The sequence below is a fragment of the Thiococcus pfennigii genome, assembly GCF_016583835.1.
GTDB classification, from domain to species: domain Bacteria; phylum Pseudomonadota; class Gammaproteobacteria; order Chromatiales; family Chromatiaceae; genus Thiococcus; species Thiococcus pfennigii.
This window is the reverse complement of record NZ_NRRW01000051.1, coordinates 1-25,520: the sequence shown is the minus strand read 5'-3', so window position 1 is coordinate 25,520 and position 25,520 is coordinate 1. Positions and strand designations below refer to the sequence as shown.

24 protein-coding genes and 1 pseudogene are annotated in these 25,520 nt (G+C 70.2%); 12 read left to right on the top strand and 13 right to left on the bottom strand.

Annotated features, from left to right (window positions below; genetic code table 11):
- The first annotated feature begins 164 nt into the window (after nucleotides 1-164).
- A complete protein-coding gene (locus CKO41_RS14405; protein WP_338115594.1) occupies nucleotides 165-851 on the top strand; it encodes a DUF502 domain-containing protein in 687 nt (228 codons plus the stop codon).
- 16 nt (nucleotides 852-867) lie between these two features.
- Here CKO41_RS14405 and CKO41_RS14400 read toward each other — a convergent pair whose 3' ends face one another.
- The gene (locus CKO41_RS14400; RefSeq protein ID WP_200251867.1) at nucleotides 868-2,265 is read right to left on the bottom strand and encodes a Do family serine endopeptidase; all 1,398 of its coding nucleotides are present in this window, start codon (nucleotides 2,263-2,265) and stop codon (nucleotides 868-870) included.
- A gap of 65 nt (nucleotides 2,266-2,330) precedes the next feature.
- Nucleotides 2,331-2,798 (bottom strand): Hsp20 family protein, encoded by a 468-nt coding sequence (locus CKO41_RS14395; protein WP_200251866.1) that lies wholly within the window; start codon nucleotides 2,796-2,798, stop codon nucleotides 2,331-2,333.
- Between the two features lie 260 nt (nucleotides 2,799-3,058).
- Between CKO41_RS14395 and CKO41_RS19185 the strand changes: the two are divergent.
- Together CKO41_RS19185 and CKO41_RS14385 are read left to right on the top strand one after the other, a co-directional pair.
- Nucleotides 3,059-4,066 (top strand): annotated as a pseudogene (locus CKO41_RS19185) (glycosyltransferase family 2 protein).
- On the top strand, nucleotides 4,063-5,628 hold the full coding sequence (locus CKO41_RS14385) for an ArnT family glycosyltransferase (RefSeq protein WP_200382846.1): 1,566 nt from the start codon (nucleotides 4,063-4,065) through the stop codon (nucleotides 5,626-5,628). The pseudogene CKO41_RS19185 and the gene CKO41_RS14385 overlap by 4 nt, the downstream one beginning before the upstream one ends.
- 69 nt (nucleotides 5,629-5,697) lie before the next feature.
- Here the strand turns inward: CKO41_RS14385 and CKO41_RS14380 are convergent, their stop codons facing one another.
- Complete coding sequence (locus CKO41_RS14380; protein WP_200251863.1) at nucleotides 5,698-6,441, bottom strand: ferredoxin--NADP reductase; 744 nt, start codon at nucleotides 6,439-6,441, stop codon at nucleotides 5,698-5,700.
- Between the two features lie 156 nt (nucleotides 6,442-6,597).
- Between CKO41_RS14380 and CKO41_RS14375 the strand changes: the two genes are divergently transcribed.
- Nucleotides 6,598-7,155, top strand: coding sequence for a glutathione peroxidase (locus tag CKO41_RS14375; protein WP_200382844.1), 558 nt, complete (start codon nucleotides 6,598-6,600; stop codon nucleotides 7,153-7,155).
- Nucleotides 7,152-7,922, top strand: a complete 771-nt coding sequence (locus tag CKO41_RS14370; RefSeq protein WP_200382842.1) for a molybdopterin-binding protein — start codon at nucleotides 7,152-7,154, stop codon at nucleotides 7,920-7,922. The genes CKO41_RS14375 and CKO41_RS14370 overlap by 4 nt, the downstream gene beginning before the upstream one ends.
- A gap of 65 nt (nucleotides 7,923-7,987) precedes the next feature.
- Here CKO41_RS14370 and CKO41_RS14365 read toward each other — a convergent pair whose 3' ends face one another.
- From CKO41_RS14365 to CKO41_RS18950, 3 genes are all read right to left on the bottom strand, one after another.
- The gene (locus CKO41_RS14365; RefSeq protein WP_242464342.1) at nucleotides 7,988-8,470 is read right to left on the bottom strand and encodes a Dps family protein; all 483 of its coding nucleotides are present in this window, start codon (nucleotides 8,468-8,470) and stop codon (nucleotides 7,988-7,990) included.
- Nucleotides 8,471-8,640: 170 nt separating this feature from the next.
- Nucleotides 8,641-9,744 carry a 3-deoxy-7-phosphoheptulonate synthase gene (locus CKO41_RS14360; RefSeq protein ID WP_200251860.1) on the bottom strand — a complete coding sequence of 368 codons (1,104 nt, stop codon included), beginning with the start codon at nucleotides 9,742-9,744 and terminating at the stop codon, nucleotides 8,641-8,643.
- 138 nt (nucleotides 9,745-9,882) lie between these two features.
- On the bottom strand, nucleotides 9,883-10,017 hold the full coding sequence (locus CKO41_RS18950) for a hypothetical protein (protein WP_274607568.1): 135 nt from the start codon (nucleotides 10,015-10,017) through the stop codon (nucleotides 9,883-9,885).
- Nucleotides 10,018-10,331: 314 nt separating this feature from the next.
- Here CKO41_RS18950 and CKO41_RS14355 point away from each other — a divergent pair, with 314 nt between their 5' ends.
- From CKO41_RS14355 to CKO41_RS14345, 3 genes are all read left to right on the top strand, one after another.
- Entirely contained in the window at nucleotides 10,332-12,308 is a 1,977-nt protein-coding gene (locus tag CKO41_RS14355) for a hydantoinase/oxoprolinase family protein (protein ID WP_200382840.1), read from the top strand.
- A 75-nt stretch (nucleotides 12,309-12,383) separates the two neighbouring features.
- Nucleotides 12,384-12,995, top strand: a complete 612-nt coding sequence (locus CKO41_RS14350; RefSeq protein WP_200382838.1) for a Uma2 family endonuclease — start codon at nucleotides 12,384-12,386, stop codon at nucleotides 12,993-12,995.
- A complete protein-coding gene (locus tag CKO41_RS14345) occupies nucleotides 12,992-13,369 on the top strand; it encodes a NifB/NifX family molybdenum-iron cluster-binding protein (protein ID WP_200382836.1) in 378 nt (125 codons plus the stop codon). Before CKO41_RS14350 ends, CKO41_RS14345 begins: the two co-directional genes overlap by 4 nt.
- Here the strand turns inward: CKO41_RS14345 and CKO41_RS14340 are convergent.
- Both CKO41_RS14340 and CKO41_RS14335 read right to left on the bottom strand, forming a co-directional pair.
- The gene (locus CKO41_RS14340; RefSeq protein ID WP_200382834.1) at nucleotides 13,317-14,480 is read right to left on the bottom strand and encodes an AI-2E family transporter; all 1,164 of its coding nucleotides are present in this window, start codon (nucleotides 14,478-14,480) and stop codon (nucleotides 13,317-13,319) included. The genes CKO41_RS14345 and CKO41_RS14340 overlap by 53 nt on opposite strands.
- A 60-nt stretch (nucleotides 14,481-14,540) precedes the next feature.
- A complete protein-coding gene (locus CKO41_RS14335) occupies nucleotides 14,541-14,957 on the bottom strand; it encodes a hypothetical protein (protein ID WP_200382832.1) in 417 nt (138 codons plus the stop codon).
- A gap of 124 nt (nucleotides 14,958-15,081) precedes the next feature.
- On the opposite strand from CKO41_RS14335, the gene CKO41_RS14330 reads away from it, so the two are divergent.
- Both CKO41_RS14330 and CKO41_RS14325 read left to right on the top strand, forming a co-directional pair.
- On the top strand, nucleotides 15,082-16,320 hold the full coding sequence (locus CKO41_RS14330; protein WP_200253957.1) for a TraB/GumN family protein: 1,239 nt from the start codon (nucleotides 15,082-15,084) through the stop codon (nucleotides 16,318-16,320).
- 199 nt (nucleotides 16,321-16,519) lie between these two features.
- The gene (locus tag CKO41_RS14325) at nucleotides 16,520-17,005 is read left to right on the top strand and encodes an Rrf2 family transcriptional regulator (protein WP_200253959.1); all 486 of its coding nucleotides are present in this window, start codon (nucleotides 16,520-16,522) and stop codon (nucleotides 17,003-17,005) included.
- A 48-nt stretch (nucleotides 17,006-17,053) separates the two neighbouring features.
- Here the strand turns inward: CKO41_RS14325 and CKO41_RS14320 are convergent, their stop codons facing one another.
- A complete protein-coding gene (locus CKO41_RS14320; RefSeq protein WP_200253961.1) occupies nucleotides 17,054-17,482 on the bottom strand; it encodes a rhodanese-like domain-containing protein in 429 nt (142 codons plus the stop codon).
- 291 nt (nucleotides 17,483-17,773) lie between these two features.
- On the opposite strand from CKO41_RS14320, the gene CKO41_RS14315 reads away from it, so the two are divergent.
- Nucleotides 17,774-18,706 (top strand): lysophospholipid acyltransferase family protein, encoded by a 933-nt coding sequence (locus tag CKO41_RS14315; protein ID WP_338115593.1) that lies wholly within the window; start codon nucleotides 17,774-17,776, stop codon nucleotides 18,704-18,706.
- A 97-nt stretch (nucleotides 18,707-18,803) separates the two neighbouring features.
- On the opposite strand, the gene CKO41_RS14310 is transcribed toward CKO41_RS14315, so the two are convergent.
- Nucleotides 18,804-20,297: a M48 family metalloprotease gene (locus CKO41_RS14310; protein ID WP_242464341.1), complete on the bottom strand. Its 1,494-nt coding sequence runs from the start codon at nucleotides 20,295-20,297 to the stop codon at nucleotides 18,804-18,806.
- Between the two features lie 378 nt (nucleotides 20,298-20,675).
- Between CKO41_RS14310 and CKO41_RS14305 the strand changes: the two genes are divergently transcribed.
- Nucleotides 20,676-20,873 (top strand): Alvin_2107 family globule sulfur oxidation protein, encoded by a 198-nt coding sequence (locus tag CKO41_RS14305; RefSeq protein WP_200253967.1) that lies wholly within the window; start codon nucleotides 20,676-20,678, stop codon nucleotides 20,871-20,873.
- A 205-nt stretch (nucleotides 20,874-21,078) separates the two neighbouring features.
- Here the strand turns inward: CKO41_RS14305 and CKO41_RS14300 are convergent, their stop codons facing one another.
- The 3 genes from CKO41_RS14300 to CKO41_RS14290 all read right to left on the bottom strand — a co-directional run bounded on the left by CKO41_RS14300 (nucleotide 21,079) and on the right by CKO41_RS14290 (nucleotide 25,041).
- Nucleotides 21,079-22,122: a M14 family metallopeptidase gene (locus CKO41_RS14300; RefSeq protein ID WP_200253969.1), complete on the bottom strand. Its 1,044-nt coding sequence runs from the start codon at nucleotides 22,120-22,122 to the stop codon at nucleotides 21,079-21,081.
- A gap of 73 nt (nucleotides 22,123-22,195) precedes the next feature.
- On the bottom strand, nucleotides 22,196-23,215 hold the full coding sequence (birA, locus tag CKO41_RS14295; protein ID WP_338115592.1) for a bifunctional biotin--[acetyl-CoA-carboxylase] ligase/biotin operon repressor BirA: 1,020 nt from the start codon (nucleotides 23,213-23,215) through the stop codon (nucleotides 22,196-22,198).
- Entirely contained in the window at nucleotides 23,212-25,041 is a 1,830-nt protein-coding gene (locus CKO41_RS14290) for a M61 family metallopeptidase (protein WP_200382829.1), read from the bottom strand. The genes birA and CKO41_RS14290 overlap by 4 nt, the downstream gene beginning before the upstream one ends.
- Nucleotides 25,042-25,520: the final 479 nt, after the last annotated feature.

The following is a 25,520-nucleotide window of genomic DNA, read 5'->3' as shown; positions in this document are numbered from 1 at the left end:
CGAACAATCAGGCAGTTAGCGGCGGCGCCGTGGGCCCAGACGGCTTCCGGCCGCTCGACTTCCGGTGCCCGATTCGATTATAAGGCATTGTTCTTGCGATTGAAAACGACTTTCCGTCCAGGCACTATCTGCTGACCGGGGTCATCACCATCATCCCGATCCTGGTGACCGTCTTCGTCTTCGACTTCTTCCTGCGCCAGCTCTCGAACTTCGGCAAGCCGACGGTGCGGGCGATGGCGATGTCGGTGCGCGACTTCTCGCCGGAGCTGGCCCGCTGGATGCTCGAGGTGCCCTGGTTGCAGTCGCTGCTCGCGATCCTCTTCACGATCGGCGCAATCTACCTCCTCGGTTGGGCGACATCGATCGTCGTCGGCCGGCGACTGCTCTCGCTCATGGAGGCGCTGGTCGAGCGCATCCCGCTCGTGACGAAGGTCTACGGCTCGACCAAGCAACTCGTACAGTCGTTCCAGCACCGCCCGGACCTGCAACGCGTCGTGCTGATCGAATTCCCGCACAAGGAGATGAAGGCGGTCGGCTTCGTCACCGAGACGATGCGCGACGAGGAGGGCGGCGTGGAACTCGCGGCCGTCTATGTGCCGACGACCCCGAACCCGACCTCCGGGTACCTGGAGATCGTGCCCAAAGAGCGACTGGTCAGCCTCGACTGGAGCGTCGATGAGGCGATGACCTTCATCATCTCGGGCGGGACCGTCTCCCCCGGGCGCATTCGTTGGGGCGCGAAGGCGCGATCCAACGGCGGCACCGACGAGGGGCCGGACGGCGAACAGGACCAGGCCGGCAGCGCGGCGGCCCCCCGGCCGGGTACTGGGGCGGGCCACCCGGTGGACTGAGCGCCGCCCTCGCGGGCTAGCGCCGCGAGATCTGCAGCAACTGCCCGTCGCGCCAGATGCTCAGGCTCGCGAGGCCGCCGAAGCGGCGCAGCACGCGACGCAGCTCCTCCAGGCTGCCTGTCCGCTGTCCATTTACCTCGACCACCAGATCGCCCTCACGCAACCCGACCTCCGAGGCCGGGCTCTCCTCCTCGACGGTGCCGACGGCGACGCCGGCGAGTTGCCCGCGCTGGGTCGCCATCGCACCGTCGCCGAGCCGGGCGCCGGCCAGGCTGCGACTGACGCGCACACCGTCGGTGAAGCTCGCGTAGGGATCGGCAATGACCCCGCGAACCATCCGCTGCCGGCCGTCGCGCAGGATCGTCAGCTCGACCTTGTCACCGATCCGTTTCAGGCCGATGCGGTTGCGCAGATCGGCCGCCCCCTGTACCTCGATCCCGTCGATCGCGACGACGACATCGCCCGGACGCAGCCCGGCGCGCTCGGCGGCCGTGCCCGACTCCACCTGGGCAACGACCGCGCCTCGGTAGATGTCGGCCTGGAGCGCCCCGGCGAGCTCTGGCGTCAAGTCCTGGACGGCGATGCCGAAGAGGCCGCGGCGCACGACGCCGTGCTCGACGATCTGTTCCATGACGCTACGGGCCATGTTGACCGGGATCGCGAAGCCGATGCCGACGTTGCCGCCGCCCGGCGCGAGGATCGCGGTGTTGATGCCGACGAGTTCGCCACGCAGGTCGATCAGCGGCCCGCCCGAGTTGCCCGGGTTGATCGAGGCATCGGTCTGGATGAAGCTCTCGTAGCCCTCGATGCCGAGCCCGGAGCGGCCCAACGCGCTGACGATGCCCGAGGTGACGGTCTGCGCCAGCCCGAACGGGCTGCCGATGGCGATGACGAAATCCCCGACCCGCAGGGCATCGGAGTCCGCCAGCGGAATGTCGGTCAGCCCCTGGGCCGGGACCCGCAGGACGGCCACGTCGGTCTGGGGGTCGGAGCCGACCAACTCGGCCATCAGGGTGCGCCCGTCGTGGAGGGTCACCTCGATCTGCTGGGCCTTGCTGACGACATGGTAGTTGGTCAGGATCAGGCCGGCCTTGGCGTCGACGATGACGCCGGAGCCGAGGCTCTGACCGCGCCGTTCGCGGTGCTCCGGGATGTCGAAGAAGTAGCGGAAGAAGGGGTCGCGCAGGAGCGGATGCTCGGCCATCTCGATGCGGGTGACGGTCGCGATGTTGACGACCGCCGGTACGGCGCGCTCGAGGATCGGGGCGAGGCTCGGTAACTCCTTGCCGCCGACCGCGGCCGGCAGTGCCGCCGGCACCGCCGGGCCGATCGAGAGCAGGACCAAACACAAAAGCAGGGGCCAGCGACGGCGGGCTCGGCCGCGACGCACGGGCGAACGGTTGGGGCACATCATGGGTGTCGTCAGTCCTCAGCGAGAATGAAAAAGGCCGGGCGTCGGCCCGGCCTCTGGTCTCAGCGTCAGGCGGCGCGCTGGACCTTCTTCTCGGCCTCGATGAAGTGACCGCCATCGGCACCGCGCACCTCGATCTTGCGCGGCTTCATCGCCTCCGGCACCTCGCGCACCAGGGCGATGTGCAGGAGGCCGTTGACCAGCCGGGCGTCGACCACCCGGACATAGTCGGCCAACTGGAACTTGCGCTCGAAGCTACGGTTGGCGATGCCGCGGTAGAGGTAGCGGCGTTCCTTCTCGTCATCCGGCCGGTGACCGGTGACGGTCAGGATGTTCTCCTTGACCTCGAGGTCGAGGTCGCCCTCGCTGAATCCCGCGACCGCCATCGTGATGCGGTACTTGTTCTCGTCTTCGATCTCGACATTGTAGGGCGGATAGCCACCCGACTCGCTTCGATAGGCGGACTCGAGCGCGCCGGCAAGACGATCGAAGCCGATCACGGACCGGAACAACGGGGAAAAGTCAATGGTCGTCATGGACATATCCTCCAATGAGCAATATGACAATCGATGCGTTCGCAAGGAACCGCATGGGTCGCAGGCCTCCGATGAGCGCCTGCGTTATGTAAAGTAATGCGCGGCGCGGCGCATTTCAAGCCCGTCGCCGAACCCCTTCGGCGACCGCCGAGGCGACGACGGGCGCCGCCCCGACCTCGCGGCCGGCTTGAATTTCGCGCACGTCCCGTTTAGCTTCGGCGACCGGCCGCCGCCCGGCACCCCGGTAGACCGCCCAGACGATGAAGAGTTCGCCGCCCGTCGCAGAGACCCCATCGCTGTCCGTCGTGGTCCCGTTCGATCGCGAACGCGACAACGGCGCCCCGCGCCTTGCCCGCGTTCACGAGGGGCTCGCCGCGTACCGCGGGCGCTGGGAGCCGATCTGCGTCAACGACGGCAGCCACGACGGCCCGGCCCGGCGCCTGCGCGAGGGGACGGCACGGTACGGCGATCATGTGCGCCTGATCGGCCTGCGGCGCAACTTCGGTCAGACGGCGGCAATGCAGACCGGCCTCGACGCCGCCCGCGGCGGGCTCATCGCGACCCTCGACGGCGAGTTGCAGAAACGACCCAGGGGACATCCCGCGGCTCGTCGACGAGCCCCTCGCGCGCGATCTGGATCTGCTCCAAGGCTGGCGTCGCGACCGGCTGGATGGGCCGCTGCGCAGGATCCCGTCGTGGATCGCCAACCGCCTGATCGCCGCCATCACCGACGTGCGCCTGCACGACTACGGTTGCCGCCTCGAGGTCTACCGCGCCGAGGTCATCCGGGAGGTGCACCTGTTCGGCGAGATGCACCGCTGCATCCCGGCGTGGGTCGCCGGCGTGACGGCACCGGAGGGGATCGGCGAGAGCCTCGTCGACCACGCGATGAGGCGCCATGGGGAGTCCAAGCACGGCCTGTCGCGGACCGTCCGGGTCCCGCTCGACCTGCTGGCCGCCTTCCCCTCGCTGCGTTTTCGTGCCCGTCCGGACCATTTCTTCGGCGCCATCGGCCTGATCTTTGGCCTCTCGGCGCGGCGATCATGGCCGATCTGGCGGTCATCAAGTTCTGGCCGGGCGAGGAGATCCGCGGGCGGCCCCTGCTGTTCGTTGGTATCCTGTGCCTGGTCGCCTCGATTCAATTCCTGACCACGGGAGTGCTTGCGGAGATGCTCACGCGAACCTTCTACGCCTCGACCCACCGCACCGATCACGCGATCGCCTGGCAGAGCGACCCGACCACCGCGGGCTGGCGGGGCGAGCGATGAGCCGGGTCGCCGACTACACCGACCGGGCGTTGCACTCGCGATGGCTCATCCTGGCCGTCGTGGCACTGGCCTTCTTCTGGCAGATCGGCGGCTCGCCCCTCTACGACGCCGGCGAGGGGACCCTCGCCGAGATGACGCGCCAGGTGCTCGCGAGCGGCGACCTCATCGCGCCCCTCGGGGACGGCGCGCCGCTGGCCTCCTGGCTCCAGGCCGCCTCGGCCCAGCTCCTCGGCTTCGACGAATTGGCCCTGCGCCTGCCGTCGGCGCTGGCGGCGAGCCTCTGGATCCTGGCGCTGTGGTGGTTCGTCCGCGAGAAGACCGATGAAGAGACGGCGACCGTGGCCGCGATCGCGATGACACTGTCGCTGGGGGTCTCGGCGATCGCCAAGGCGGCCGTCGCCGACGCGCTGCTGAACCTCTTCATCGCCCTTGCCCTCTTCGAGCTCTACCGCTTCTGGCACGCCCCGGCGCGCGGCCCGCTGCTGCGCGCCTACCTGTGGATGGCGCTCGGCGTCCTGACGAAGGGACCCGTGGCCCTCGTCATCCCGGCGGTGGCGAGCCTCCTGTTCTTCTGGTCGGGGGGGGTACTCAAGACCTGGCTGCGGGCCGCCGTCTCGCCGCTCGGCTGGGCGATCCTGCTCCTCGTCGCCGGTTCCTGGTACCTGGGGCTCTATCTCGGGCACGGCGCCGACGCCCTCGGGGACGTCGGCCTCGGGTACCGGGCCGGCGAATCCGGCGACGCCGTGCTGGGCTCCGGCGGCTTCATCGGCGACTACCTGATCCTGCTGCCGCTGATCCTGCTGCCCTTCACCGGCTGGTTCCTCCAGCTCCTGCCCGGGCTGCGCGACTCCTGGCAGTTGCCGTTGGAGCGCTTCCTCTGGATCTGGTTCCTCACCGCGCTCGTCGTCCTCTCCTTCTCCGCCACCGGGCTGCCGCACGGTCTCATCTACGGCAGCGCGCCGCTGTTCATCCTGATGGCCCGGCACCGCGAGGAACTCACGAACCGCTGGCTGGCCTATGCGCCGCCGGTGATCTTCTTCGCGCTGCTGTTCTTCCTGCCCCAGATCCTCGCGACGATCAACGGGTTCGTCGCGGCGCCGCACGTCAGCGTCCTGCTCGCCAACGGCATCGGCGCCCTCGATCTCGGCTACAACTGGTACCTCGTCGGCGGGCTCGCGGCCCTCTTCGCGATCATCCGCTGGCGCAAGATCTGGCCCTGGCAGGGCCTGGTCCTGATGGGCCTGGTCCATATCGTGTTCGTCTACGGAATCCTGGCGCCGCGGGTCCTGGACGTCGTCCAGGGGCCGGTCGAGGAGGCCGCGCTCATGGCGCGGGAACTCGATCTCCCGACCGTCTCCTATCGCACGGCGCTGCCGAGCTTCAGCGTCTACCGCGACGCGACGACACCCGACCGCCCGCCCGAGGCCGGCGACCTGGTCTTCCTGCGCATCGACGCCCTCGACGACCTGGCCGCGCGCTACCCGGGGCTCGCACTCGAGACGCATTACCGCCACGGCGCCGTCGCGCTCGTGCAGTTGGTGCCGCCGGCCGGCGCTGATTGAGGATCTGCCGCCCGCGCGGCGGCGCCCTCAGTGGCGGCGGCAATCGCGGGCGGCGCGGCAACGCCCGGTTCAGTGGTAGTGCTCGGTCGTGTAGTGCCCAGGGGTCTGGCCGCGGCGGCGCACGAGCCCGCGGCCCTCGAGGATCGCCCGGGCATCCTTGATCATCGCCGAGTTGCCGCAGAGCATGACATGGCTGCGCTCCGGGGCGATGGGCACGCCAACGCGTCGCTCGAGCTCGCCGCTGACCAGCAGGTCGGTGACCCGCCCGGCGAGGGCCTCGCCGTGGACCTCGCGACTCACGAGCGGGACGAAGGTGAAACGCTCGCCGTGCGCGTCGGCGAGCAACTGGATGGTCTCGCCATAGGTCAGGTCGTCGGCGGCGCGCACGCCGTGGACGAGGATCACGCGCTCGAAGGCCCGCCAGGGGTCGGGCGTGCGCAGAATCGAGAGATAGACGCCGAGGGCCGTACCCGTCGCCAGCAGCCAGAGCTCGCGGCCCGGCGCGACCCCCTCGAGGGTGAAGAGACCGCTGGCCGCCGCCGACAACCACACGGGGTCGCCGGGCTCCAGCTCCGAGAGCCGAGGTGTCAGCGGTCCCTCGGGGATCTCGTTGAAGTAGATCTCCAGCGGCCGCTCCTGCGGCGGATTGACCAGCGAATAGGGTCGGCCGACGCGATCGCCGCCGATGTCCAGCGCCACCTTGACGAATTGTCCGGCTGTGAAGTCGGCGATCGGCGCGTCGACCTGCATGCTATAGAGCCCGTCCTTCCAGCGCCGCTTGGCGACGACCTTGCCTCTGACCCACTCGTTCATGCTCTGCATCCTCGCTGATGGCGTTGTCGGTATGGGCCGGACATCGGTGCGCCGCGACGGCTTTTCAAAGCCCGCTCGCGCGCCCGAGCGCTGGATTTGCCCCGATCCGGCCACAATCTGGGCTCCAGAATCGACGCCGAATGGAGCCCACAGACGATGATCGCCCCCTCGTTCACGACGACGGCCCTGGCCGCCGCAACGACCGACGCAACCTGCCCGCCGCTGCTCGACCTGGAGGTCCGACGCCTCGCCGACGATGAACGGGTGCGCCTGTGCGACGCCTACCGGGGCCAGGTGCTCTTGATCGTCAACACCGCGAGCAAGTGCGGCTTCACGCCGCAATACGAGGGCCTCGAACGGCTCTATCGACGCTATCGGGACCAGGGCCTGGTCGTGCTCGGCTTCCCGTCGAACGACTTCCTGCACCAGGAGCCGGGCGACGAGGCGGAGATCGCCAAGTTCTGCCGGCTGACCTATGACGTCGAGTTCCCGATCTTCGAGAAGGTTTCGGTAAAGCGGGGCCATGCCCATCCGCTGTTCCAGCGCCTCGCCGAGGCCGGCGCGCCCTACCCGAAGTGGAACTTCTACAAGTACCTCGTCGACCGCCGGGGACGCCTGGCGGGGCACTTCTCGAGCGTGACGCCCCCCGAGGGCCGCCGGCTCGTCGAGGCGATCGAACGCGCCCTCGCCGCACCGCCCGCGGGGGCGCCGTGAGCCCACCGGAGACCACCGGCCCGCCGCCGTTGCGCTTCGGCCTGATCGTGATCGGCGACGAACTGCTCGGCGGCGGCCGGCAGGACCGGCACCTGGCCCACTTCAAGGCCCTGTTGCAGGGCCGGGGTCTCGATCTCGGTTGGTACTGGCTGCTGCCCGACGAGCCGGAGGTCGTCACCGCGCACCTGCGCTTCTCGATGGCGTGCGGTGGGCCCGTCTTCGTCTGTGGCGGGATCGGCGCGACCCCGGACGACCACACCCGCGCCTGCGCCGCCGCGGCGGCCGGCGTCGCGCTGTCCCGTCACCCGCAGGCCGCGGCCCTGATCGAGGGGCGGTTCGGGCCGCAGGCCTACCCGGAGCGCATCGCGATGGCCGATCTGCCCGAGGGCAGCGAACTCATCCCGAATCCGGTCAACCGCATCCCGGGCTTCCAGCTGCGCGACCACCACTTCCTGCCGGGCTTCCCCGAGATGGCCTGGCCGATGGCGCAATCGGTGATCGAGGACAGGTACCCGATCGCCGGCGAACCGCTGCGGGCGCTGGCGGTACGGATCGTCGGCGTCCCCGAGAGTCGCCTGATCCCGCTGATGCGCCGACTCGGCCCTCGTTTCCCCGAACAGAAGCTCTTCAGCCTGCCACACCTCGGGCCGCCGCCGCACGTCCTGCTCGGCCTGCGCGGGCGGGCCGGCATCGAGACGGCCTTCGCGGCGCTCTGCGAAGAACTCGCGCGCGAGGGCTTGGCCTACGAGGTATCGACGGCGCAATGACAGAGGCCCCGGGGCCTCTGCTCGGCGCAGCACGCGCCGGCGACGCCAGGATGATCACGCAGGACTCAGCGCCCGAGGAGACTGCGCAGCATCCAGGCGTTCTTCTCGTGCACCTGCATCCGCTGCGTCAACAGGTCCGCCGTCGGCTCGTCATGGGCCTCATCGACGAGCGGGAAGATCGAACGGGCCGTGCGCACGACCGTTTCCTGCCCGGCGACCAGGCGCCGGATCATCTCCTCGGCGTCCGGCGTATCGTCCTCTTCCGGGATCTCCGTCATCGACGCATAGGCCTTGTAGCTCCCCGGGGCCGGATGGCCGAGGGCGCGGATCCGCTCGGCGATCTCGTCGACCGCGGCGGCGAGCTCGGTGTACTGGGTCTCGAACATCAGGTGCAGCGTGTTGAACATCGGACCCGTCACGTTCCAGTGATAGTTGTGGGTCTTCAGATAGAGGGTGTACGAATCGGCCAGGAGCTTAGCGAGCCCACCGGCGATCGCCTCGCGATCCGGGGCCGAGATACCGATATCGATGGACATGGACTTGCTCATGCGTGCTCTCCTGAATGGAAGGCTCTCGTCGTTGGGTCGAACCGCGCCGCGGGTGGGGCGGCACCGCCGCCCCGATTCCCCCGCGAGCCGTTGGGTAGAAGTCTAGCGGCGACCGCGCAAGACTTGAAATCGATTGTCTTTAATGCCTCGATCGCCGCCGACGATCGCCGTCACGTAACGCGCTGCGCGAGGACCGGGCGCACCCGCTCGGCGAGTGCCAGGACCAGGGCCTCGGTGGCCTCCCAGTCGAGGCAGCCGTCGGTGATCGACACCCCGTAGCGCAGCCCCCGCGGGGCGTCGCAGGCCTGCTTGCCGGCGACCAGGTTGCTCTCCAGCATCAGACCGACGATTGAGCGGTTCCCCGCCTCGATCTGCCCGGCGACGGCCTCGACGACCTCGCCCTGCCGACCATGATCGCGGTAGGAATTCTCGTGACTGGCGTCGATCAGGATGTTTTCCGGCAACTGCGCCCCGCGCAGCGCCCGCTCGGCCACCGCGACCTCGGCCGGCGAGTAGTTGGGGCCGTGGCGGCCGCCGCGCAGGATCAGGTGGGTATGGGGGTTGCCCGAGGTGTGCACGACGGCCGCACGACCTTCGTGGTCCAGGCTCGGGAAGCAGTGCGGGGCGCGGGCGGCGACCATGGCGTTGACGGCGGCCTCCAGGCTGCCGTCGGTCCCGTTCTTGAAGCCGACCACCGACGGCAGGCCGCTGGCCAGCTCGCGATGGATCTGCGACTCGCTGGTGCGCGCCCCGACCGCCGACCAGGCGACGATGTCCTGCAGATACGGGGCGACCAGCGGCTGCAAGACCTCGACGGCGACCGGCAGCCCGAGGTCCGAGACCTCGAGCATCAGCCGCCGGCTGAGCTCCAGCCCATCGTCGAGCGCCGCCGTGCCGTCGAGATAGGGATCGCTGAGCAGCCCCTTCCAGCCGACCCGCGTGCGCGGCTTCTCGACATAGACGCGCATCAGGACGTAGAGCGTCTCGTCGACGCGCCTGGCCAACTCGCTCAGACGCACCGCGTAATCGAGGGCCGCCACCGGATCGTGCACCGAGCAGGGACCCAGGACGAGGATCAGGCGCGGGTCCTGGCGCTGGAGGATCCGCCGCAGCGAGACGCGGGCGGTGACCACCTGCTGGCGGCCCCGCGCGCTCAGCGGATAGCGCTGATGCAGGACGCGCGGGCTCGTCAGCGGCTGGTAGACCAGGCCCGGCTCGCCCCCGGGGATCTCCATGTCGGCAAGCTGCTCGGCGCAATTGTCGCTCTCGTTCATCTCTCCGGCTCCCATGCTGAGTGGGCGACCCCGAAACGAAAAGACCCCGGAAGGCGGCTGCCTTACCGGGGTCTTCTCTTGCCAAGGCAGCCTACTGGTCGAGTGGGCTGCCTTCCGGATCGATGCTGAATCTTGCGCTCAGGCGGGCCCGTGGCTCTCGAAGTGAAAGCCAAAAAACCAATAGCCACGCCAATAGCTGGATAGGCAATCGAGCCCGCTCGCCGGCGCCATGCCGATCCCGAAGGGTTCCAAGCCGATATCCATGCTGCTCATGGGGCCGGATCATGCACCCTTCGCCCGATAAAGACAAGTAGCCGATCGCCGACAGGCCGGCCCAAGGCGCGCCGTCGGCCGCCCTGGATCGCAGGGATTCCCTGGCGCACCAGGACGAGGGGCGAACGGCGACCGTTCGACCGCCTCGAAAAGGGCCACAGAACGGATCGGACCCCCACCCCCGCTGACCTTGCCGATGCCGACCCGAGCCCGTATCGTCGCCCTCTCGTTCCCAGATGCCCAACCGACTCGGACAGCCGCGATCCCATGCCGCCAACCACCCACCACGGCCCAGTCGCCGCGAGACCCAGACGATGCGGGTGATCGGCATCGACACCGGCGGGACCTTCACCGATTTCGTCGTCTGGGACGGGGCCGGCGTGCGCGTGCACAAGGTGTTGTCGACACCGGCGGCGCCCGAACGGGCGATCCTCCAGGGGATCGCCGAACTCGGCCTCGACCCGACCGGCCTGCACGTGATCCACGGCTCGACCGTCGCGACCAACGCGGTCCTCGAGGGCAAGGGCGTACGCACCGCCTATATCACGAACCGCGGCCTCGCGGACCTGTTGACGATCGGGCGCCAGGCGCGCCCGGACCTCTACGACCTGCAACCGCCACCGCGCCGCCCGCCGGTGCCGGCCGAGCTGTGCCTCGAGACGGGCGGGCGCTTGGCCGCCGACGGCACCGAGGTCGAGCCGCTGACGGAGGCCGACCTCGCGGCGCTGCGCGCGGCCGTCGCGCGGCTCGCCCCCGAGGCGGTCGCGATCAACCTGCTCTACTCCTATCTCGACGACGGCGCCGAACGGGCGATCGCCGCGGCGCTGCCGCCCGGCCTCTTCGTCGCCCGCTCGGGCGAGGTCCTGCCGGTCGCCGGCGAGTACGAGCGCGGCGTGGCGACCTGGCTCAACGCCTGGGTCGGCCCGCTCGTCGGACGCTACCTGGAGCGGCTGGCCGCGGGCCTGCCCGGCGCCCGGGTCGCCGTGATGCAGAGCACGGGCGAGGCGGTCGCGGCCGCGCAGACGGCCCGCCAGGCGGTGCGTCTCTTGCTCTCGGGGCCGGCCGGCGGGCTGGTCGGGGCCGGCTTCGTCGGCCGGCTGGCCGGCTGCGAGCGACTCCTGACCTTCGACATGGGCGGGACCTCGACCGACGTGGCGCTGATCGACGGCGCCCCGCAGCTGACCCGCGCCGGGCGCATCGCCGGTTGGCCGGTCGCCGTGCCCATGGTCGACATGCACACGATCGGCGCCGGCGGCGGCTCGATCGCGCGGCTCGATGCCGGCGGCGCCCTGCTGGTCGGCCCCGAGTCGGCCGGGGCCGATCCCGGACCGGCCTGCTATGGACGCGGCGGGCGCGAGCCGACCGTGACCGACGCCAATCTGGTGCTCGGGCGGCTGCGCCCGGAGGCCTTCCTCGGCGGGCGTTTGCGGCTCGATGCCGGCGCGGCCCAGGCCGCCGTCGGGCGACTCGCGGCGGCGATGGGGCTTGCGCCCGAGGCCGCGGCGCGCGGCATCGTCGCGCTCGCCAACGAACACATGGCCCGGGCCCTGCGGGTGATCTCGGTGCAGCGCGGCTGCGACCCGCGCGACCATGTGCTGACCTGCTTCGGCGGGGCCGGCGGGCTGCACGTCTGCGCCCTCGCCGAAGCGCTCGGGATGCGGCGCGCCCTGGTACCTGTGCAGGCCGGGGTGCTCTCGGCGCTCGGGATGCTGGTCGCCCCGCCGGGGCGGGTCTTGTCGCGGACCTGGCTCGGGATCCTGGCGACCCGCACCGACGCGCAGGTCGAGGCCCAACTCGCGGCGCTGGCCGGCGAGGGCCGCGCGGCGCTCGTGGCCGAGGGGCGAGCGAGGTCCGAACTCACCGCCGAGTACGCGGTGGCGCTGCGCTATCGCGGCCAATCCTCTACGCTCGACCTGCCCTGGCAGGGCGGCGCGGCGACCGAGGCGGCCTTCCACGAGCGCCACGCGGCGCGCTACGGCCACCGCCTCGGGCTGCCGGTCGAGCTCGTCGACCTGCGCGTGCGGGTGACGGCCCCGGCGCCCGCGCTCGACCTGAGCGGCGCGGCGCCGCCCGCGCCGTCCCGGCCCGCGACGGCCCGGGTCGCCGGCATCGCCGCCCCGGTGCCCGTGCTCTCGCGCGGCGCGATGGCCCGCCGCCACGCCGACCCGGCCCGGCCCCTCGCCGGCCCGGCGATCCTCGTCGACGACTATGCAACGACCTGGCTCGCCCCCGGCTGGCAGGGCTGGTGCGACGCGGTCGGCAATCTCCAACTCGCCCGGGTCGAGGGTTAATGCCTGAAGGCGACGGGCTTTCGGCGCAACGGGCGCACCGCGCTATACTCGTCGCACCAGATCGGGAGGCCGCCGATGTCGACCCAGCCGCAGCCCCATTACAGCTTCGAGGACTATCTCACCGTCGAGCGCGAGGCCTGCGACGAGAGGCACGAGTACCTGGCCGGCCAGGTCTTCGCGATGACGGGGGCGAGCTATAGCCACAACCTGATCGTCATGAACCTGGCGGCCGAGCTGCGTCAGCGGCTGAAGACGGGGCCTTGCGCCGTGCTGGCCAACGACATGCGGCTGCGGATCGAGGCGGCCGACGCCTGCGTCTATCCCGATGTCGTCGTCCTCTGCGACGCGCCCACCTTTCACGACGGCCGCCGTGACGTCCTGACGCGGGCGACCTGGGTGGCCGAGGTCCTCTCGCCATCGACCGAGGGCTACGACCGCGGCGGCAAGTTCGCGCTCTACCGGCGCCTGCCGAGCCTCCGCCAATACGTATTGGTCGCCCAGGACCGGCTCGCCGTCGACGTCTTCACCCGCCAGGCCGACGGCCGCTGGATCCTCGACGCCCATACCGATCCGCACGCCGACGTCCCCTTCGAGTCGCTCGGCTGCACGCTGCGCCTAGGCGAGATCTACGACAAGGTCGCCGGCGAACCGCCGGCCGATCCACCGTTACCCGATCCCGCCGCATGAAGATCGCGATCGCCACCCATGACTACACAGACGTCGCCGGCCACGCCGGGCAGGCCCGGCACTGGCTCGTCCACGACAGCGAGACGGGCGCCGTGACGCCGCAGCGGCTCGAGCTGGCGAGCGGCGAGGTACTGCATCACTGGCAGGAGGACGGCCCACATCCGCTCGACGACGTCGCCGTGATCGTCGCCGCCAGCGCCGGCGACGCCTTCGTGCAGCGCATGGCGCGGCGCGGTGTCGAGGTCCGGCTGACCAGCGAGCGGGACACCTCGCGGGCCCTGGCCGCGGTCCTCGACGGCGAGGCCCTGGCCGCGCCCGGCTTCAATCCGGCCCTGGTGCTCTGTCGGCTGCGGGATCTCCTCTCGCGGCACTGAAGGCGGCCCGCACGCCACCGTCGCCGGGCGCATCCCCGGCCTCCCCCTCGTCCCCGCCGTGCCCGGCGGCCTCGCCGGCGAGTCGGCTCCCCGGCAAGATCTCCGGTCCGAGCAGGATCGCGATCGGCCGCGTGTCCGGGTAGGCATCGAGGGCGATCTTCAAGGCCATCGTCAAGGGCACCGACAGGAACATGCCGACCGGCCCGAGGACCCAGCCCCAGAAGACCAGCGACGAGAAGACGACCAGCGTCGAAAGCCCGACACCCCGCCCCATGTACTTCGGCTCGATGTAGTTGCCGATCAGACCGTTGACCAGAATGTAGCCGAGCGTGACCAGCAGGACGGCCTCGAGGTCCATCTGCACCAGGGCGAGGAGCACGGCCGGGGCGGCGGCCACGAACGAGCCGATCGTCGGCACGAAGTTGAGCAGGAAGGCGATGAGCCCCCAGAGGACGGCGAAGTCGACGCCGACGACCGTCAGCCACAACCAGATCAGCAGCCCGGTCGCCAGGCTGGTCGTCGTCTTCATCACCATGTAGCGGTTGACGTTGTCGAGCACGTGCTGCAGCCGTTGCAGCGTCGTCTCCGGCGACTTCATCGCAACCTTCAATTTGGCCGGTAACCCGGCGGCCTCGAGCAGGATGAAGAACACGGTGAGCAGGATCAGGGCGGCGTTGCCGAGGACGTTTCCGACACCGCTGATGAAGTCGCCAGCGATGGCCACCGCGTTGCTCGGGTCGATGTAATTGGTGAGCGCCTCGGGGGGCAGGTGCAGGCCGAACGACTCGAGCCAGGCGAGCAGCTCGAGCGTGAGCTCCTTGAGCCGCACCTGGAGGTCGGGCAGCTTGACCAGGAAGGTGTCGAGCGAGGTCGACACCAGCGACGCGACCAACCCGCCGATGCCGACCAGCCCACCGATGACGATCAACAAGGCGGCCCACAGCGGCAGGCGATGACGATTGAGCCACAGCAGCGGTGGCGAGGCGATGATCGCGATGAACACCGCCAGCAGGAACGGCGTCAACAGGGGCGCGGCGGCCCGCATGCCGGCGACGACCACCACGAGGGCCGCCGCGTTCAGCAGGAAGCGGGCCGCCGGAGAGGATTCCATCGGCCAGGACGGCGTCCGGCGCGGGACGGGGTCAGTGCCCTGATCGGCCACGCCTCGGCCTCATCGGAACGCCGGCAGCCCGGAATGGAGCCACCAGCGGCGGCCGTCCGGATCGTAGCGCCAGACCTGGCGGTCGGCCAGGCTGTGCATCCGCTGCACCTCCTCGTCGACATAGTCGATCTGAACGACCTGAGTGGCGGTCGTCTCGTCGGCCATCACCGGGTCCTGGACGACGTCGTAGCCGACGACGCGTACCCGTTCCACCCAGTCGGCCTCCAGCGGGGCCTCGCGCAGCTCGGGGTGGAGATAGCCCCAGGCCGTCTCGTAGTAGCCCCAACGCAAGGCCGCCCGATAGCCCGACAGCGTCGATTCTAGCGCCATGTCCTGCTTGTCGCGCTGGATCTGGCCGCAACCGGTCAGGACGAGGACGAGGACGAGGACGAGGACGAACGGGGATGCGGCGCGAATTCTCGGCATCGGCGCAGGCGGATCCATCGGGGGGGAGATCGCATCATCATACGCGAGCCCGCAGGCGGCCACCAAGAGGCCCTGCGACACACTGGCAGGCGCGGTATCATGGCCACCTTTTGGAGCGATGCGCATGCCCGATTCCCCGACCTCGCCCCCCGACGCCACCGCCGGGGCCGCCGCGAACCCCGGCGAGCCGCGTGTCGATCTCTCCCTCGCGGGGGCCGAGCTGACGCTGCTCGGCACGGCCCACGTCTCGCGCGCGAGCGCCGACATGGTCCGCCGCCTGATCGAGGAGGGGCAATACGACGCGGTCGCCGTCGAGCTGTGCCGCAGCCGCTACAGCGCGCTGATCGACCCCGCCTCGCTGTCGCGGATGGACCTCTTCTCGGTGATCCGCGAGGGACGCGTCTACATGGTCGTCGCGAGCCTCGCGCTGTCGGCCTATCAGCAGCGCCTCGCCGACCAGTTCGGGATCGAGGCCGGGGCCGAGCAGCGCACCGCGGTGCGCATGGCCCAGGAACGCGATCTGCCCCTGCTCCTGATCGACCGCGAGGTCGGCATCACGCTGCGCCGGCTGGTGCGCAACATGGGCTGGTGGCGGCGCTACAGCCTCTTCGTCGGCCTGGTCCTGGCGATGGTCTCGCGCGAGGACATCACCGAGGAGGAGATCGAGCGGCTCAAGGAGGGCGATGTGCTCGAGACGACCTTCGCCGAACTCGCCGAGGATCGCCGCGACCTCTTCATCCCTTTGATCGACGAGCGCGACCGCTACATGGCCGCGAAGCTGCGCACCGAGATCGCCGAGAAGGGGTACCGGCGCCTGCTCGCCGTCGTCGGTGCCGGGCACCTCGACGGCGTCGCCCGCCACCTGCGCGGCGACACCGGCGACCAACCTGCCGAGACGGTCCGCGCCCTCGAAGAGGTGCCACCGCCGAGCCGCTGGCCGCGCCGACTGCCGTGGCTCGTCGTCGCCGTCATCCTCGCCGGCTTCCTCTACGGCTTCGCGAAGAGTCCTGCGCTCGGCCTGGAGATGCTCGTCGAATGGGTCCTGATCAACGGCACCTTGGCCGCGGGCGGCGCGGCACTCGCCGGGGGCCATCCGCTGACCGTCCTGGCCGCGTTCGCCGCCGCGCCGCTGACGTCGCTGAACCCGACGATCGGCGTCGGCCTGGTCACGGCCGGCGTCGAGTTGTCGCTGCGCCGCCCGAGCGTCGGCGACTTCAGCCGTCTGCGCACCGAGGTGACCCGCTATACGGGCTGGTGGCGCAATCGCGTCGCGCGGATCTTCCTCGTCTTCATGCTGAGCACGCTCGGCTCGGTCATCGGCACCTACGTCGCCGGCTTCCGGATCTTCGAGAAGCTGTTCTGAGGAGCCTCGGATCGGGTCGACGTCTCGCCGGCGTTGGCGACCGACGGCTGTTGGCCGAAGGCCAACTGCCCCATCCGGGTTCGAGTCGTCCCGAGAAGGGCCGCCGTACGGATCTGGCGCGGCCCGAGCGGATTAATGGACCGATTTCGTCGGTTATCGTACCATTGCGCGATCCTGTTCGGAGGGGAGCGCATCTCTCGTGAGACTCACTACGAAGGGGCGGTATGCCGTCACCGCCATGCTGGACTTGGCCCTGCATCGCGATCGCGGGCCGACCTCGCTGTCCGACATCGCCCAGCGCCAAGGGATCTCCTTGTCCTACCTGGAACAGCTGTTTGCGAAGCTGCGCAAGCGGGCACTGGTATCGAGCGTGCGCGGACCGGGCGGCGGCTACCATCTCGCGCGCCAGGCCGGTGAGATCAACATCGCCGAGATCATCGCCGCCGTCGACGAGAGCGTCGATACCACCCGCTGCGCCGGCGGTCACGATTGCCACTGCGACGGCCCCTGCCTGACCCACGACCTGTGGGAGGACCTGAGCCGTTGCATCTACGACTACCTGAGCCGCATCAGCCTGCAGGATCTGGTCGCTCGCCGATCGGTGCAGGAGGTCGACCGACAGCAGGCTCGGCTCATCGCCGAGGCGAGCTTCCAGCCCCGGCCACGGGCCTCGCTCGGCGCCTGAACGCCGCCCGGTCGGTGACCGGCGGCGCGGCGGTCTCGCTCGGGGCCCTCAGCACTGTTCCCACGGTAGCCCGCGGCAGCGCCAGCCGCCGAGGGTGCCGCGGTGGTGGTGCTCATCGAGCTCCCCCTCGAAGCCCTCGTCGACGTGGAAGACCTGCCGGAAGCCGCTCTCCAGCAGGCATTTGCCCGCCTCGAGCGAGCGCTTGCCGCTGCGGCAGATCAGGATCACCGGGGCACAATGCGATTGTTCCGTGCAGATGACGCCGCCCAACAGCAGCTTGCGAATCTCGGTGACGAAGTGTGGGTTCACGGTCCAATCCGGCTCGTCGATCCAGGGGACGTGGACGGCCCCGACGGGGTGACCGACGAAGAGGTATTCCATCGTCGAGCGGATATCGACGAGCAGGGCCTGCGGGTCGCCTTCGAGCAGCTGGTGCGCCTGCTGCGGCGTGAGGCCTTTCGGCGTCGCTTGAGTCATCGCAATCATCTCCTTGGTGGATCTCGTTCTTGGCATGCCTTATCGTCGCGTCGGCCCGGACCGACAGCGGCCGGGGCCGAGCGGCTAGTCTAGCGGATGGGCGCGGCACCGTGGCGATGCCCGATGCAGCGGGCCGCCCTCGCCCCCAGGCGCATGCGTTTGGAATGGAGGCTTATGTCCTTGCCCTCTTCAGCAGATCGGTCGCCCGCGACGGCGGCCAATTCTCCGGCCCCGGGTCGGCCCGCACGAGCGGGGGCGGGCGAGCGGGCGATCCGCTGGCTGGTCGGTCTCGTGGCGCGCCTGCCCCTGCCGGTGATCCACGGCCTGGGCGACTGGCTCGGCCGGCTGATGACCTGGATCCCCAACCGACAACGGCGCAACGCCCTAATCAACATCGCCAGCTGCCTGCCGAGCCTGTCGCCGACCGAGCAGATCGCGCTGCGCGACGCGAACCTCCGCGAGTTCGGCAAGACCTATCTGGAGATCGGCTACCTCTGGCTGCGACCGACCGAGCAGGTGCTCGGCCTCGTGCGCGAGGTGCGCGGCGCCGAGTTGCTGCGACGCCGCGAGGGCAAGGGCCTCATCGTGCTCTCGCCGCACATCGGGGCCTGGGAACTGGCCGGCCTCTACCTCTCCCTTCAGGGGCCGACGGCCATCTTCTACAAGCCCCAGAAGCACCTCGATGACCTGATCCTCGCGGCACGCCGACGCGGCGGCGCACGCCTCGCGCCGATCACGGCCAAGGGCATCCGGGTCCTGGTCCAGGCGCTGGAGCGCGGCGAGTATGTCGGGATCCTCCCGGACCAAGAGCCGAGGCTGGACAAGGGGGCGGTCTTCGCCCCCTTCTTCGGCGTCCCGGCACTGACAATGCTCCTGGTCAATCGCCTGGCGCGCCGCACCGGCACGCCGGTCATCTTCATGTTCGCCGAGCGACTGCCGCGGGCCGGCGGATTCCGAATCCATTGCCTCCCGGCCCCAGAGGGGATCGACGGCGACGACGACCAGACGGCCGCGACTGCCCTGAACCGCGGCATCGAGCAGTGCGTGCGCCTCCGCCCGGCACAGTTCCTCTGGCCCTACAAACGCTTTCGGCGCCGGCCGGAGGCCCTGCCGAAGCTCTATCGGGGACCGCTCGGCGACGCGCGGACGCTGGCGCGGCTGGCCTCGCACGACGAGGAGAAGGCAAGCGGCCTTCGAGGGCATGGGGCCCGCGATCGCGCCTGACGCGCCCCCGGGCGGCGGGGCCCGTGACCGCGCCGGCCAGCACACGGGCGGGCCGCATCCGCAACGGACCGGCGCGGCGCCCACGCGGCAGGCGCCCTCAATCGCGATCCTGGCTGGCCCCCTTGCTCCAGGGGTCATCCTTCATCGCCACCCGCTCTGCCTCGAGCTCATCGAGGCGGGCCTGGATGCTCGAAGCCGCATAATAGGAGAGGTCGCGCTGGCGCACGGCCCGCTCCAGCTGCTCGATGGCCGCCTCGATATCGCCGAGGGCGTACTGCTCCTCGGCACGGTAGCGGTAGGTCGCCGCCTCGTCGCCGGCCCTCAGGGCGGCGCGCACCATCAGCGCGTAGAGGCTCGGGCTCCCGTCGGTGCGCCGGGCGGCCTGCTCCAGGAGCCGCAGGCCCTCGGCCGGCCGCCCCGCATCGATTAGGGTCTCGGCATAGGCGATGCGCAGCGGCAGGCTCGTCGGCGAGAGCCCGAAGGCCTCACGCAGGGTGCGAAGCGCCTCATCCATGTTGCCTGAGCGCCGCGCCAACTCGCCATCGAGGGCCAGCAGCTCGGCCTGACCGGGGCGGGCCTCCAGGAGGCGCCCGAGCTCCTTGCGCGCGGCGCCGAGTTGGTCGCCACGCATCAGGGCCAGGGTATAGCCGTAGCGTTCGGCCAGCGCGTTCGCGTAACGCCCCTCGCGCAGCGTGGCGCGGAAGTGGTCGATCGCCTGCTCGGGCCGACGATAGCTGCGTTGGCGCAGATCGGCGCGCGCAAGCTGGAAGCGCAGGCTGTCGGGGCGCTGCCGCACGCCGTACTCCTCGGCTCGGCCCAGGGCGTCGGAGATGCGGTTGGTCGTGACCGGGTGGGTGCGCAGCATCTCGGGGGCGGCGCTCTCCTGGATGCGGGTCGCCTTCGCGAGCCGATCGAAGAACCCGGCCATGGCGTAGGGGTTGTAGCCGGCATCGGCGAGCATCGCGATGCCGATGCGGTCGGCCTCCTGCTCGTTCTCGCGGGTGAAATTGATCTGCCGCTGAAGGGTCGCCGCCTGGATGCCGGCCATCGCGGCGGCCCCGGCGTCACCCGAGACCTGGGCGCCGAGGATCGCGGCACCGATCATCAGGGCCGTAGCCGGCAGGCTCATCTTCTGGGTATCCTCGTAGGCGCGCATCAGGTGCCGCTGGGTGACGTGGGCGATCTCGTGGGCGAGGACCGCCGCCAGTTCGCTCTCGGTCTCGGCGGCGAGCACCAAACCGGCATAGACGCCGACATAACCGTCCGGTCCAGCGAAGGCGTTGACGGTCGAATCCTCGATGAGGAAGAAGCGGAAATGCCGTCCTTTGGCGTCGCCGGCCGCGACCAAACCATGGCCGAGGCCGTTGATGTAATCGTCGAGGAAAGGATCGTCGATGACCGGCAGCGACCGGCGCACCGACTGCATGAAGGCCCGACCGAGGCGGCGCTCCTCGCCAGTCGAGAGGAGGCTGTCGGCGGAGCTGCCGAAGTCCGGCAGCGCGATCTGTCGGCGGCCGGTGTCCAGGCCGAGGTCGAGGGGCTCGCCGAAGCTATTCGAGCCACCCGAGATGAGCGCCAGACATCCGACCAACAGGAGGGATCTGGAGAGCGTTTTCATTGGCGATGGGGCCGCGCAAGGCGATGGCGTCCGACTGGCGATGACTGTAGCGCAGACCCGACCGGTCCGCCTAGCCCCGCGGCGGCGCTGGACCCGCGCCACGACGCCGGGGAGCGGCGGCCGCGGGCGGGGTTGCCATTTGCCGTTGGCATCCATAAGAAGTTCAAAGTATTCTTATTGGTCTGCCGGCTCAGGGCGTGCGTCCAGGGCCGAGTGGCACTCCGTCGATAATCGAGGACAGCGGGGTCCTCCGCCGGTCGCGCGGTGCGCGGTCGGGCCAACGGCCCCGGCACGATCACAAGCAGCCAAGGGGGCAGGGATCCCCAACCAGTCAAAGCTCGGAGACCGAAGATGAATCAATTCTACTACGATGCCGTCACCAAGATGGAGCAGATGGGAGTCGACGACGAGTACATCCAGGGCTGGCAATGCGGATTCCTGCAGAATCCCAAGCGGGAAGAGCAGCGCATCACCGAGGCCTACGAGGCGGGCTACGCCGACGGCGAGGAGAAGAATGCCGACAACTTCGCCGACTGGGTGAAGGGCTAGAGGCGCCGACCGGCCGGCATCCCGCAACCGCGGGGCGGACCGGCCGCCCGGGCACGAGTGCCCGCGCCGGCCCATCTCGCCGAGCCCTCATTCGCCGCCCGCGACCCGGCACGCGCCCGTCGCGCGGCCACCCGCTCCCCGTGTCAACCCGGACGAGGCAGGCAGCGTCGCATGTTCGGCCCGCTTCCGCCCGGCCAGAGGGTGTCTATACGAATCGGTCAGCGCCGGGCACCCTGTAGCGCTCCATCAGGTAGCACAGACAGTCCTGGCGGATCACGACCTCGTTGCAGGTCAGCATCGAAGGCATCACCGCCCGCTTGAGCCGCAGCTCGCCATCCTCGACCTGGAAGTAGTCCTCGCCGACGTCGCGACCGAGTTCGTCTTGAACCTCGAGGCGAAACCCATGGCCGCCGTGGACGCGCCCGAGCGCGGTGCCACGCGGCAGCTCGCGAAAGTTCAGCCGCTCGAGCTCCGGGGAGAGGACGATGTCGCCCTCGCCGGGGGCGAACGCAAAGCTCGCGTCCACGGCGAGCCGCACCCGGGCGACGGTGCGGAAGAGGTCGATGTCCTGGGCGACGACCGGATGAGCGGGCAGCGCCGAGAGGCGCAGGCAGGCATCGAGATAGTCGCGGGCGTGCTCGACCCCGCGGGCATCGCCGACCTTGCCGCACTCCAGCGTCACGGCCGGACACAGCTCCGCCATCGCCAACGACTGGACCCCGCGCGGCCGCGTGAAATAGACGACGGTGCGGCCAAACAGGCTGGCCAGGTGCAGGAAGGCATCGTCGAGCCGGTTGACGCAGGCGTAGTGCGGATTGCAGCCGGTGTTGTTGTGGACATCGACGCTCGCGAAGACACCCCGCTCGGCCAGGCGTGCGACGACCTGCGCCATCATCTCGTGCTCCGGGGTCGGCGGAAGCTCGCTGCCGGGCCAGACGCGGTTGTAGTCGGGCTGACCGGGCAGGTGGCGCACATGGGCGGCGGCGGCCGTCACATTGCCGATGAAGAGGCTCAGCGAACGGGGCAGACGCAGGGCGCCGAAGCGCTGCTGCCGCTCGCCGAGCAGGGCGCGGATCGCCTCCCAGCCGACCGTCTCGTTGCCGTGCATCAGGACCGCGACGAAGAGCGCCGGCTCGCGCTCGCCGCGCAGATGGATCAGGGTCGGGGCACCGAGGACCCCCGCGAGCTCGTGGCTCGCGACGGCGAGCAGCCCCTCGGGCAGTTCATCGAGCTCCTGCAGTAGGCCCATGGCGCGGTTGCCTTGCTTGTACGCGATGGGGGCATCCTAACCGAGCGGCGCGACCGGTGCCACGACCGCCGGGCTAGGTTCGGCGGGGCGGACGCAGACTCACCTCCCCGGCCTGGAAGGTCTGCTCGCCGATCTCGGTGAGGACGCGCAGCGCCCCGTCCTCGGCGATGCCGCCATGGATCCCGTCGATCGTGCGCGAACCGATGAGGATCGCGATCGGCTCGCCGCGATAGGGATCGCTGGCCTCCCACAGCGGCAGAAAGGGGGCCAGACCCTCGCGGCCGAAGCGGTCCAGGGCCTCGATCAGCGCCTCGATCAGGGTCGCCGCGAGTCGATTGCGCTCGATCCGCCCGGCCGGCCGACCGAGCGCGGTGGCGAGATCGACCCAGGGTTGGTCGATCTCGGCCGCCTGCCGTGGGGTCAGGGACAGATTGAGGCCGAGCCCGATCACGACATGCGACGACCCATGGGCCTCGCCGGCCGCCTCCAGCAGCAGACCGGCGAGCTTGCGGCCGTGCCACAGCAGGTCGTTCGGCCACTTGAGCGCGATGTCCGCGACTCCTTGGGCGCGCAGCGCATCGGCGACCGCAGCGCCGGCGGCGAGGCTCAGCCCCGCCAGGCCGGCGATCCCGAAGTCATACCGCCATAGGACCGAGAGGAGCAGGCTGCGCCCGAACGGCGAGACCCAGGTGCGGCCGTGCCGACCGCGACCGCGCTCCTGGTGCTCGGCAAGACAGACCCGCCCCCCGGCCACCCCGTGCTTGGCCAGCTCCATCAGGTGGCTGTTCGTCGAGCCGAGGCTGGCATGGACCTCGACCCCGCCGAGCCGCGCCCGAGCGCCCGCCGACAGACCGGCCTGGATCCGGCCGGCATCGAGCAGCTCCAGGGGCTCGACGAGTCGGTAGCCGCGCCCGCGCAGCGTCGCCACCTCGATACCGAGGCCGGCGAGCTTCTCCAGGGCCTTCCAGACCGCGGTCCGACTCAGGCCGAGGCGCGCAGCGATCGCCTCACCCGAATGGAGCTCGCCGTCGGCGAGGAGGCGCAGGACGGCCAGGTGCGTGGGCGGCACCGCCGCTGCGGCCCCTGCGGTCACGCCCCCACCTCGGCCTGGCCGAGCCAGGCGGCGCGCCGCGCGAGGACCCCGGGCGCGGCATCGGCGATGAGGCGCAGCTCGCAGGTGTCGGCCGGCGCCGGTCGGGGCTCTACGGCGAAGGTCATGAGCTCGTCGCGGCGAAAGGCATGGACGGTGACCGTCCCGGCGGTCGCGGCCCGCCCGAGCAGGCCAGCGAGGTTGTCGCGGGTGACCCGCAGGCCATCGATCGCCACCAGGGTGTCGCCCGGGGCGATCCCGGCCCGCTCCGCGGCGCTGCCGGTCAACACGTTCAGGACGACGGGATCGGTCCCGGCCGGTTGCAGGCGGATCCCCAGCGTCGGCGGTGGCGGCCCCTCGTCGACGGCGTCGACGAGGCCCCCCAGGTCCTTCGGACCGCGCGCCGGGCGCAGGCGCAGCGCGATGCCGACGTCGGCGAGGAGCGGGGCCAGATCGAGATCCTCGGTGCCGTCGAGCGCCCGGTCGAAGAGGTCGCCGAGGTCGCGACCGGCGATCTCGGCGGCGAGCGCCTCGATATCGCGCTCGCCCAGGCCGCGGCCGGTCCGGCCGAAGCGCGCCCAGAGCGCGCGCATCAGGTCGTCGAGGCTGCGCCCCCCCTGGGTCTCGCGGCGGATCGTCAGGTCCAGCGCCAAGGCCACCAGGGCGCCCTTCGCGTAGTAGCTGACGATCGCGTTCGGGGCATTCTCGTCCTGCTTGTAGAACTTGGTCCAGGCATCGAAGCTCGACGCGGCGACCGACTGGACCCGGCGACCCGGGTTGCGCGTGACGCGGCTGAGGTTCTCGGCGAGCAGCCCCAGGTAGGCCCGCTCGTCGATGCAGCCGCTGCGCACGAGCGCGAGGTCGTCGTAATAGGAGGTGATGCCCTCGAAGGCCCAGAGGGTACGGGTGTGGACCTCGCGGCTCAGATCCGCCTCGCACAAGGCGTGCGGGCGGATCCGCTTGACGTGCCAGAGGTGGAAGTACTCGTGGCTGCACAGCCCGAGGAAGCGGCGATAGCCCTCGGCCGGGGGGCCCTCGGACCGCTCCGGCAAGTCGTCGCGCGCGCAGAGCAGGCTCGACGAGTAGCGATGCTCGAGGCCCCCGTAGCCATCGCCCGTGACCATCGCCAGGAACAGGTAGCGATCGATCGGGAGTTCGCCGAAGAGGGCGGCATGCTGCCCGCAGACCCGCGTCAGATCCGCGGCGAGGCGCGACTCATCGGCATGGTAGCGGCCGGTGAGGACCAGCCAGTGCGGCACGTCGGCGACCTCGAACGGAACGATCCGGAAACGGCCCATCTCGACCGGGTGGTCGATCAGGTCCGCATAGTCCTCGGCCTCGTAGCCGCCGAAGCCGAACGGCTCGGCCCCGCGGCGCGCCAGGCTGGTGGCGACCCGCCAATCCCGGTATTCCTGGCCCTCGGGCGGCGAGAGCTCCACCCGGCACGGGACCCGATCGAGCCCGACCACCCGCAGGAACAGGCTGGCGCCATTGAAATAGCCGTGGGTCGTATCCAGGTGTGCGGCGCGAACCGACAGCTCCCAGGCATAGACAGCATAGCGCACGACGACCGGGCCGCGCACGCGCGCGAGGTGCCAGCTCTGCTTGTCGAGCTTCTCCGGCACGAGGGTACCGGATGCGTCTTCGGCCGCGAGCCGGACGACGTGCCGGGCGAAGTCCCGGATCATGTAGCTGCCGGGTATCCAGGCCGGCAACGTCAATGTCAGGCTCCCGGCAGACGGATTCGGGATCGAGAGTTCGACCGCGAATAGATGGGCCTGCGGCGAGGCCGGGCGCACACGATAGATCAGGTAGGCTGGGTTCGACATGCTGGTCCAAGGAGGCTCTTCAGGGGACCTCGAAGAATTGCCATCCGGGCAATCGTTCGAGACGCGAAGCGAACATGCGATGTGCGCTTCGCTTCAGTCATCGCCGCTCCGCGGCGGGCGCCGACGAGCGCGGCAAAGGCCAAAGCGATCGCTCGGGTGAGGTCCCGATGCCGGGAGCGCCCGGCCAGGCTCGGATCGTCTCCGATGCGCACCGTCGATGCAAGGATACCTTGCACCTGAAGACGGCAGTTGACCGCTTCGTCATGGATTCGAGCCGTTGAAACTGCGAACTGAAGTTTCTCGTTTTCCTCAGGCGACTAACCGCATGACAGCCGCGATGAGGGGATTTCGAGTGCCGTGGCCGGGATCGCCGCAGTCGACCCCGAAACCGACGTCGGCGAGCTCATGGGCGAGCGCTCGGCGCACATCGGCGAAGGCATATTCGGTGCGACGTGCAGCGGCGTAGCGCCGCGCGGGGG

Excerpts from the sequence above, each read along its gene's own strand:
- CKO41_RS14305 (WP_200253967.1), top strand. The coding sequence starts at position 20,676 with ATGAATCAATTCTACTACGATGCCGTCACCAAGATGGAGCAGATGGGA.
- CKO41_RS14355 (WP_200382840.1), top strand. The coding sequence starts at position 10,332 with ATGCGGGTGATCGGCATCGACACCGGCGGGACCTTCACCGATTTCGTC.
- CKO41_RS14365 (WP_242464342.1), bottom strand. The coding sequence starts at position 8,470 with ATGAGCAAGTCCATGTCCATCGATATCGGTATCTCGGCCCCGGATCGC.
- CKO41_RS14345 (WP_200382836.1), top strand. The coding sequence starts at position 12,992 with ATGAAGATCGCGATCGCCACCCATGACTACACAGACGTCGCCGGCCAC.
- CKO41_RS14385 (WP_200382846.1), top strand. The coding sequence starts at position 4,063 with ATGAGCCGGGTCGCCGACTACACCGACCGGGCGTTGCACTCGCGATGG.
- CKO41_RS14380 (WP_200251863.1), bottom strand. The coding sequence starts at position 6,441 with ATGAACGAGTGGGTCAGAGGCAAGGTCGTCGCCAAGCGGCGCTGGAAG.
- CKO41_RS14395 (WP_200251866.1), bottom strand. The coding sequence starts at position 2,798 with ATGACGACCATTGACTTTTCCCCGTTGTTCCGGTCCGTGATCGGCTTC.
- CKO41_RS18950 (WP_274607568.1), bottom strand. The coding sequence starts at position 10,017 with ATGAGCAGCATGGATATCGGCTTGGAACCCTTCGGGATCGGCATGGCG.
- CKO41_RS14330 (WP_200253957.1), top strand. The coding sequence starts at position 15,082 with ATGCCCGATTCCCCGACCTCGCCCCCCGACGCCACCGCCGGGGCCGCC.
- CKO41_RS14400 (WP_200251867.1), bottom strand. The coding sequence starts at position 2,265 with ATGATGTGCCCCAACCGTTCGCCCGTGCGTCGCGGCCGAGCCCGCCGT.
- CKO41_RS14320 (WP_200253961.1), bottom strand. The coding sequence starts at position 17,482 with ATGACTCAAGCGACGCCGAAAGGCCTCACGCCGCAGCAGGCGCACCAG.
- CKO41_RS14300 (WP_200253969.1), bottom strand. The coding sequence starts at position 22,122 with ATGGGCCTACTGCAGGAGCTCGATGAACTGCCCGAGGGGCTGCTCGCC.
- CKO41_RS14335 (WP_200382832.1), bottom strand. The coding sequence starts at position 14,957 with ATGCCGAGAATTCGCGCCGCATCCCCGTTCGTCCTCGTCCTCGTCCTC.
- CKO41_RS14290 (WP_200382829.1), bottom strand. The coding sequence starts at position 25,041 with ATGTCGAACCCAGCCTACCTGATCTATCGTGTGCGCCCGGCCTCGCCG.
- CKO41_RS14360 (WP_200251860.1), bottom strand. The coding sequence starts at position 9,744 with ATGAACGAGAGCGACAATTGCGCCGAGCAGCTTGCCGACATGGAGATC.
- CKO41_RS14340 (WP_200382834.1), bottom strand. The coding sequence starts at position 14,480 with ATGGAATCCTCTCCGGCGGCCCGCTTCCTGCTGAACGCGGCGGCCCTC.
- CKO41_RS14375 (WP_200382844.1), top strand. The coding sequence starts at position 6,598 with ATGATCGCCCCCTCGTTCACGACGACGGCCCTGGCCGCCGCAACGACC.
- CKO41_RS14350 (WP_200382838.1), top strand. The coding sequence starts at position 12,384 with ATGTCGACCCAGCCGCAGCCCCATTACAGCTTCGAGGACTATCTCACC.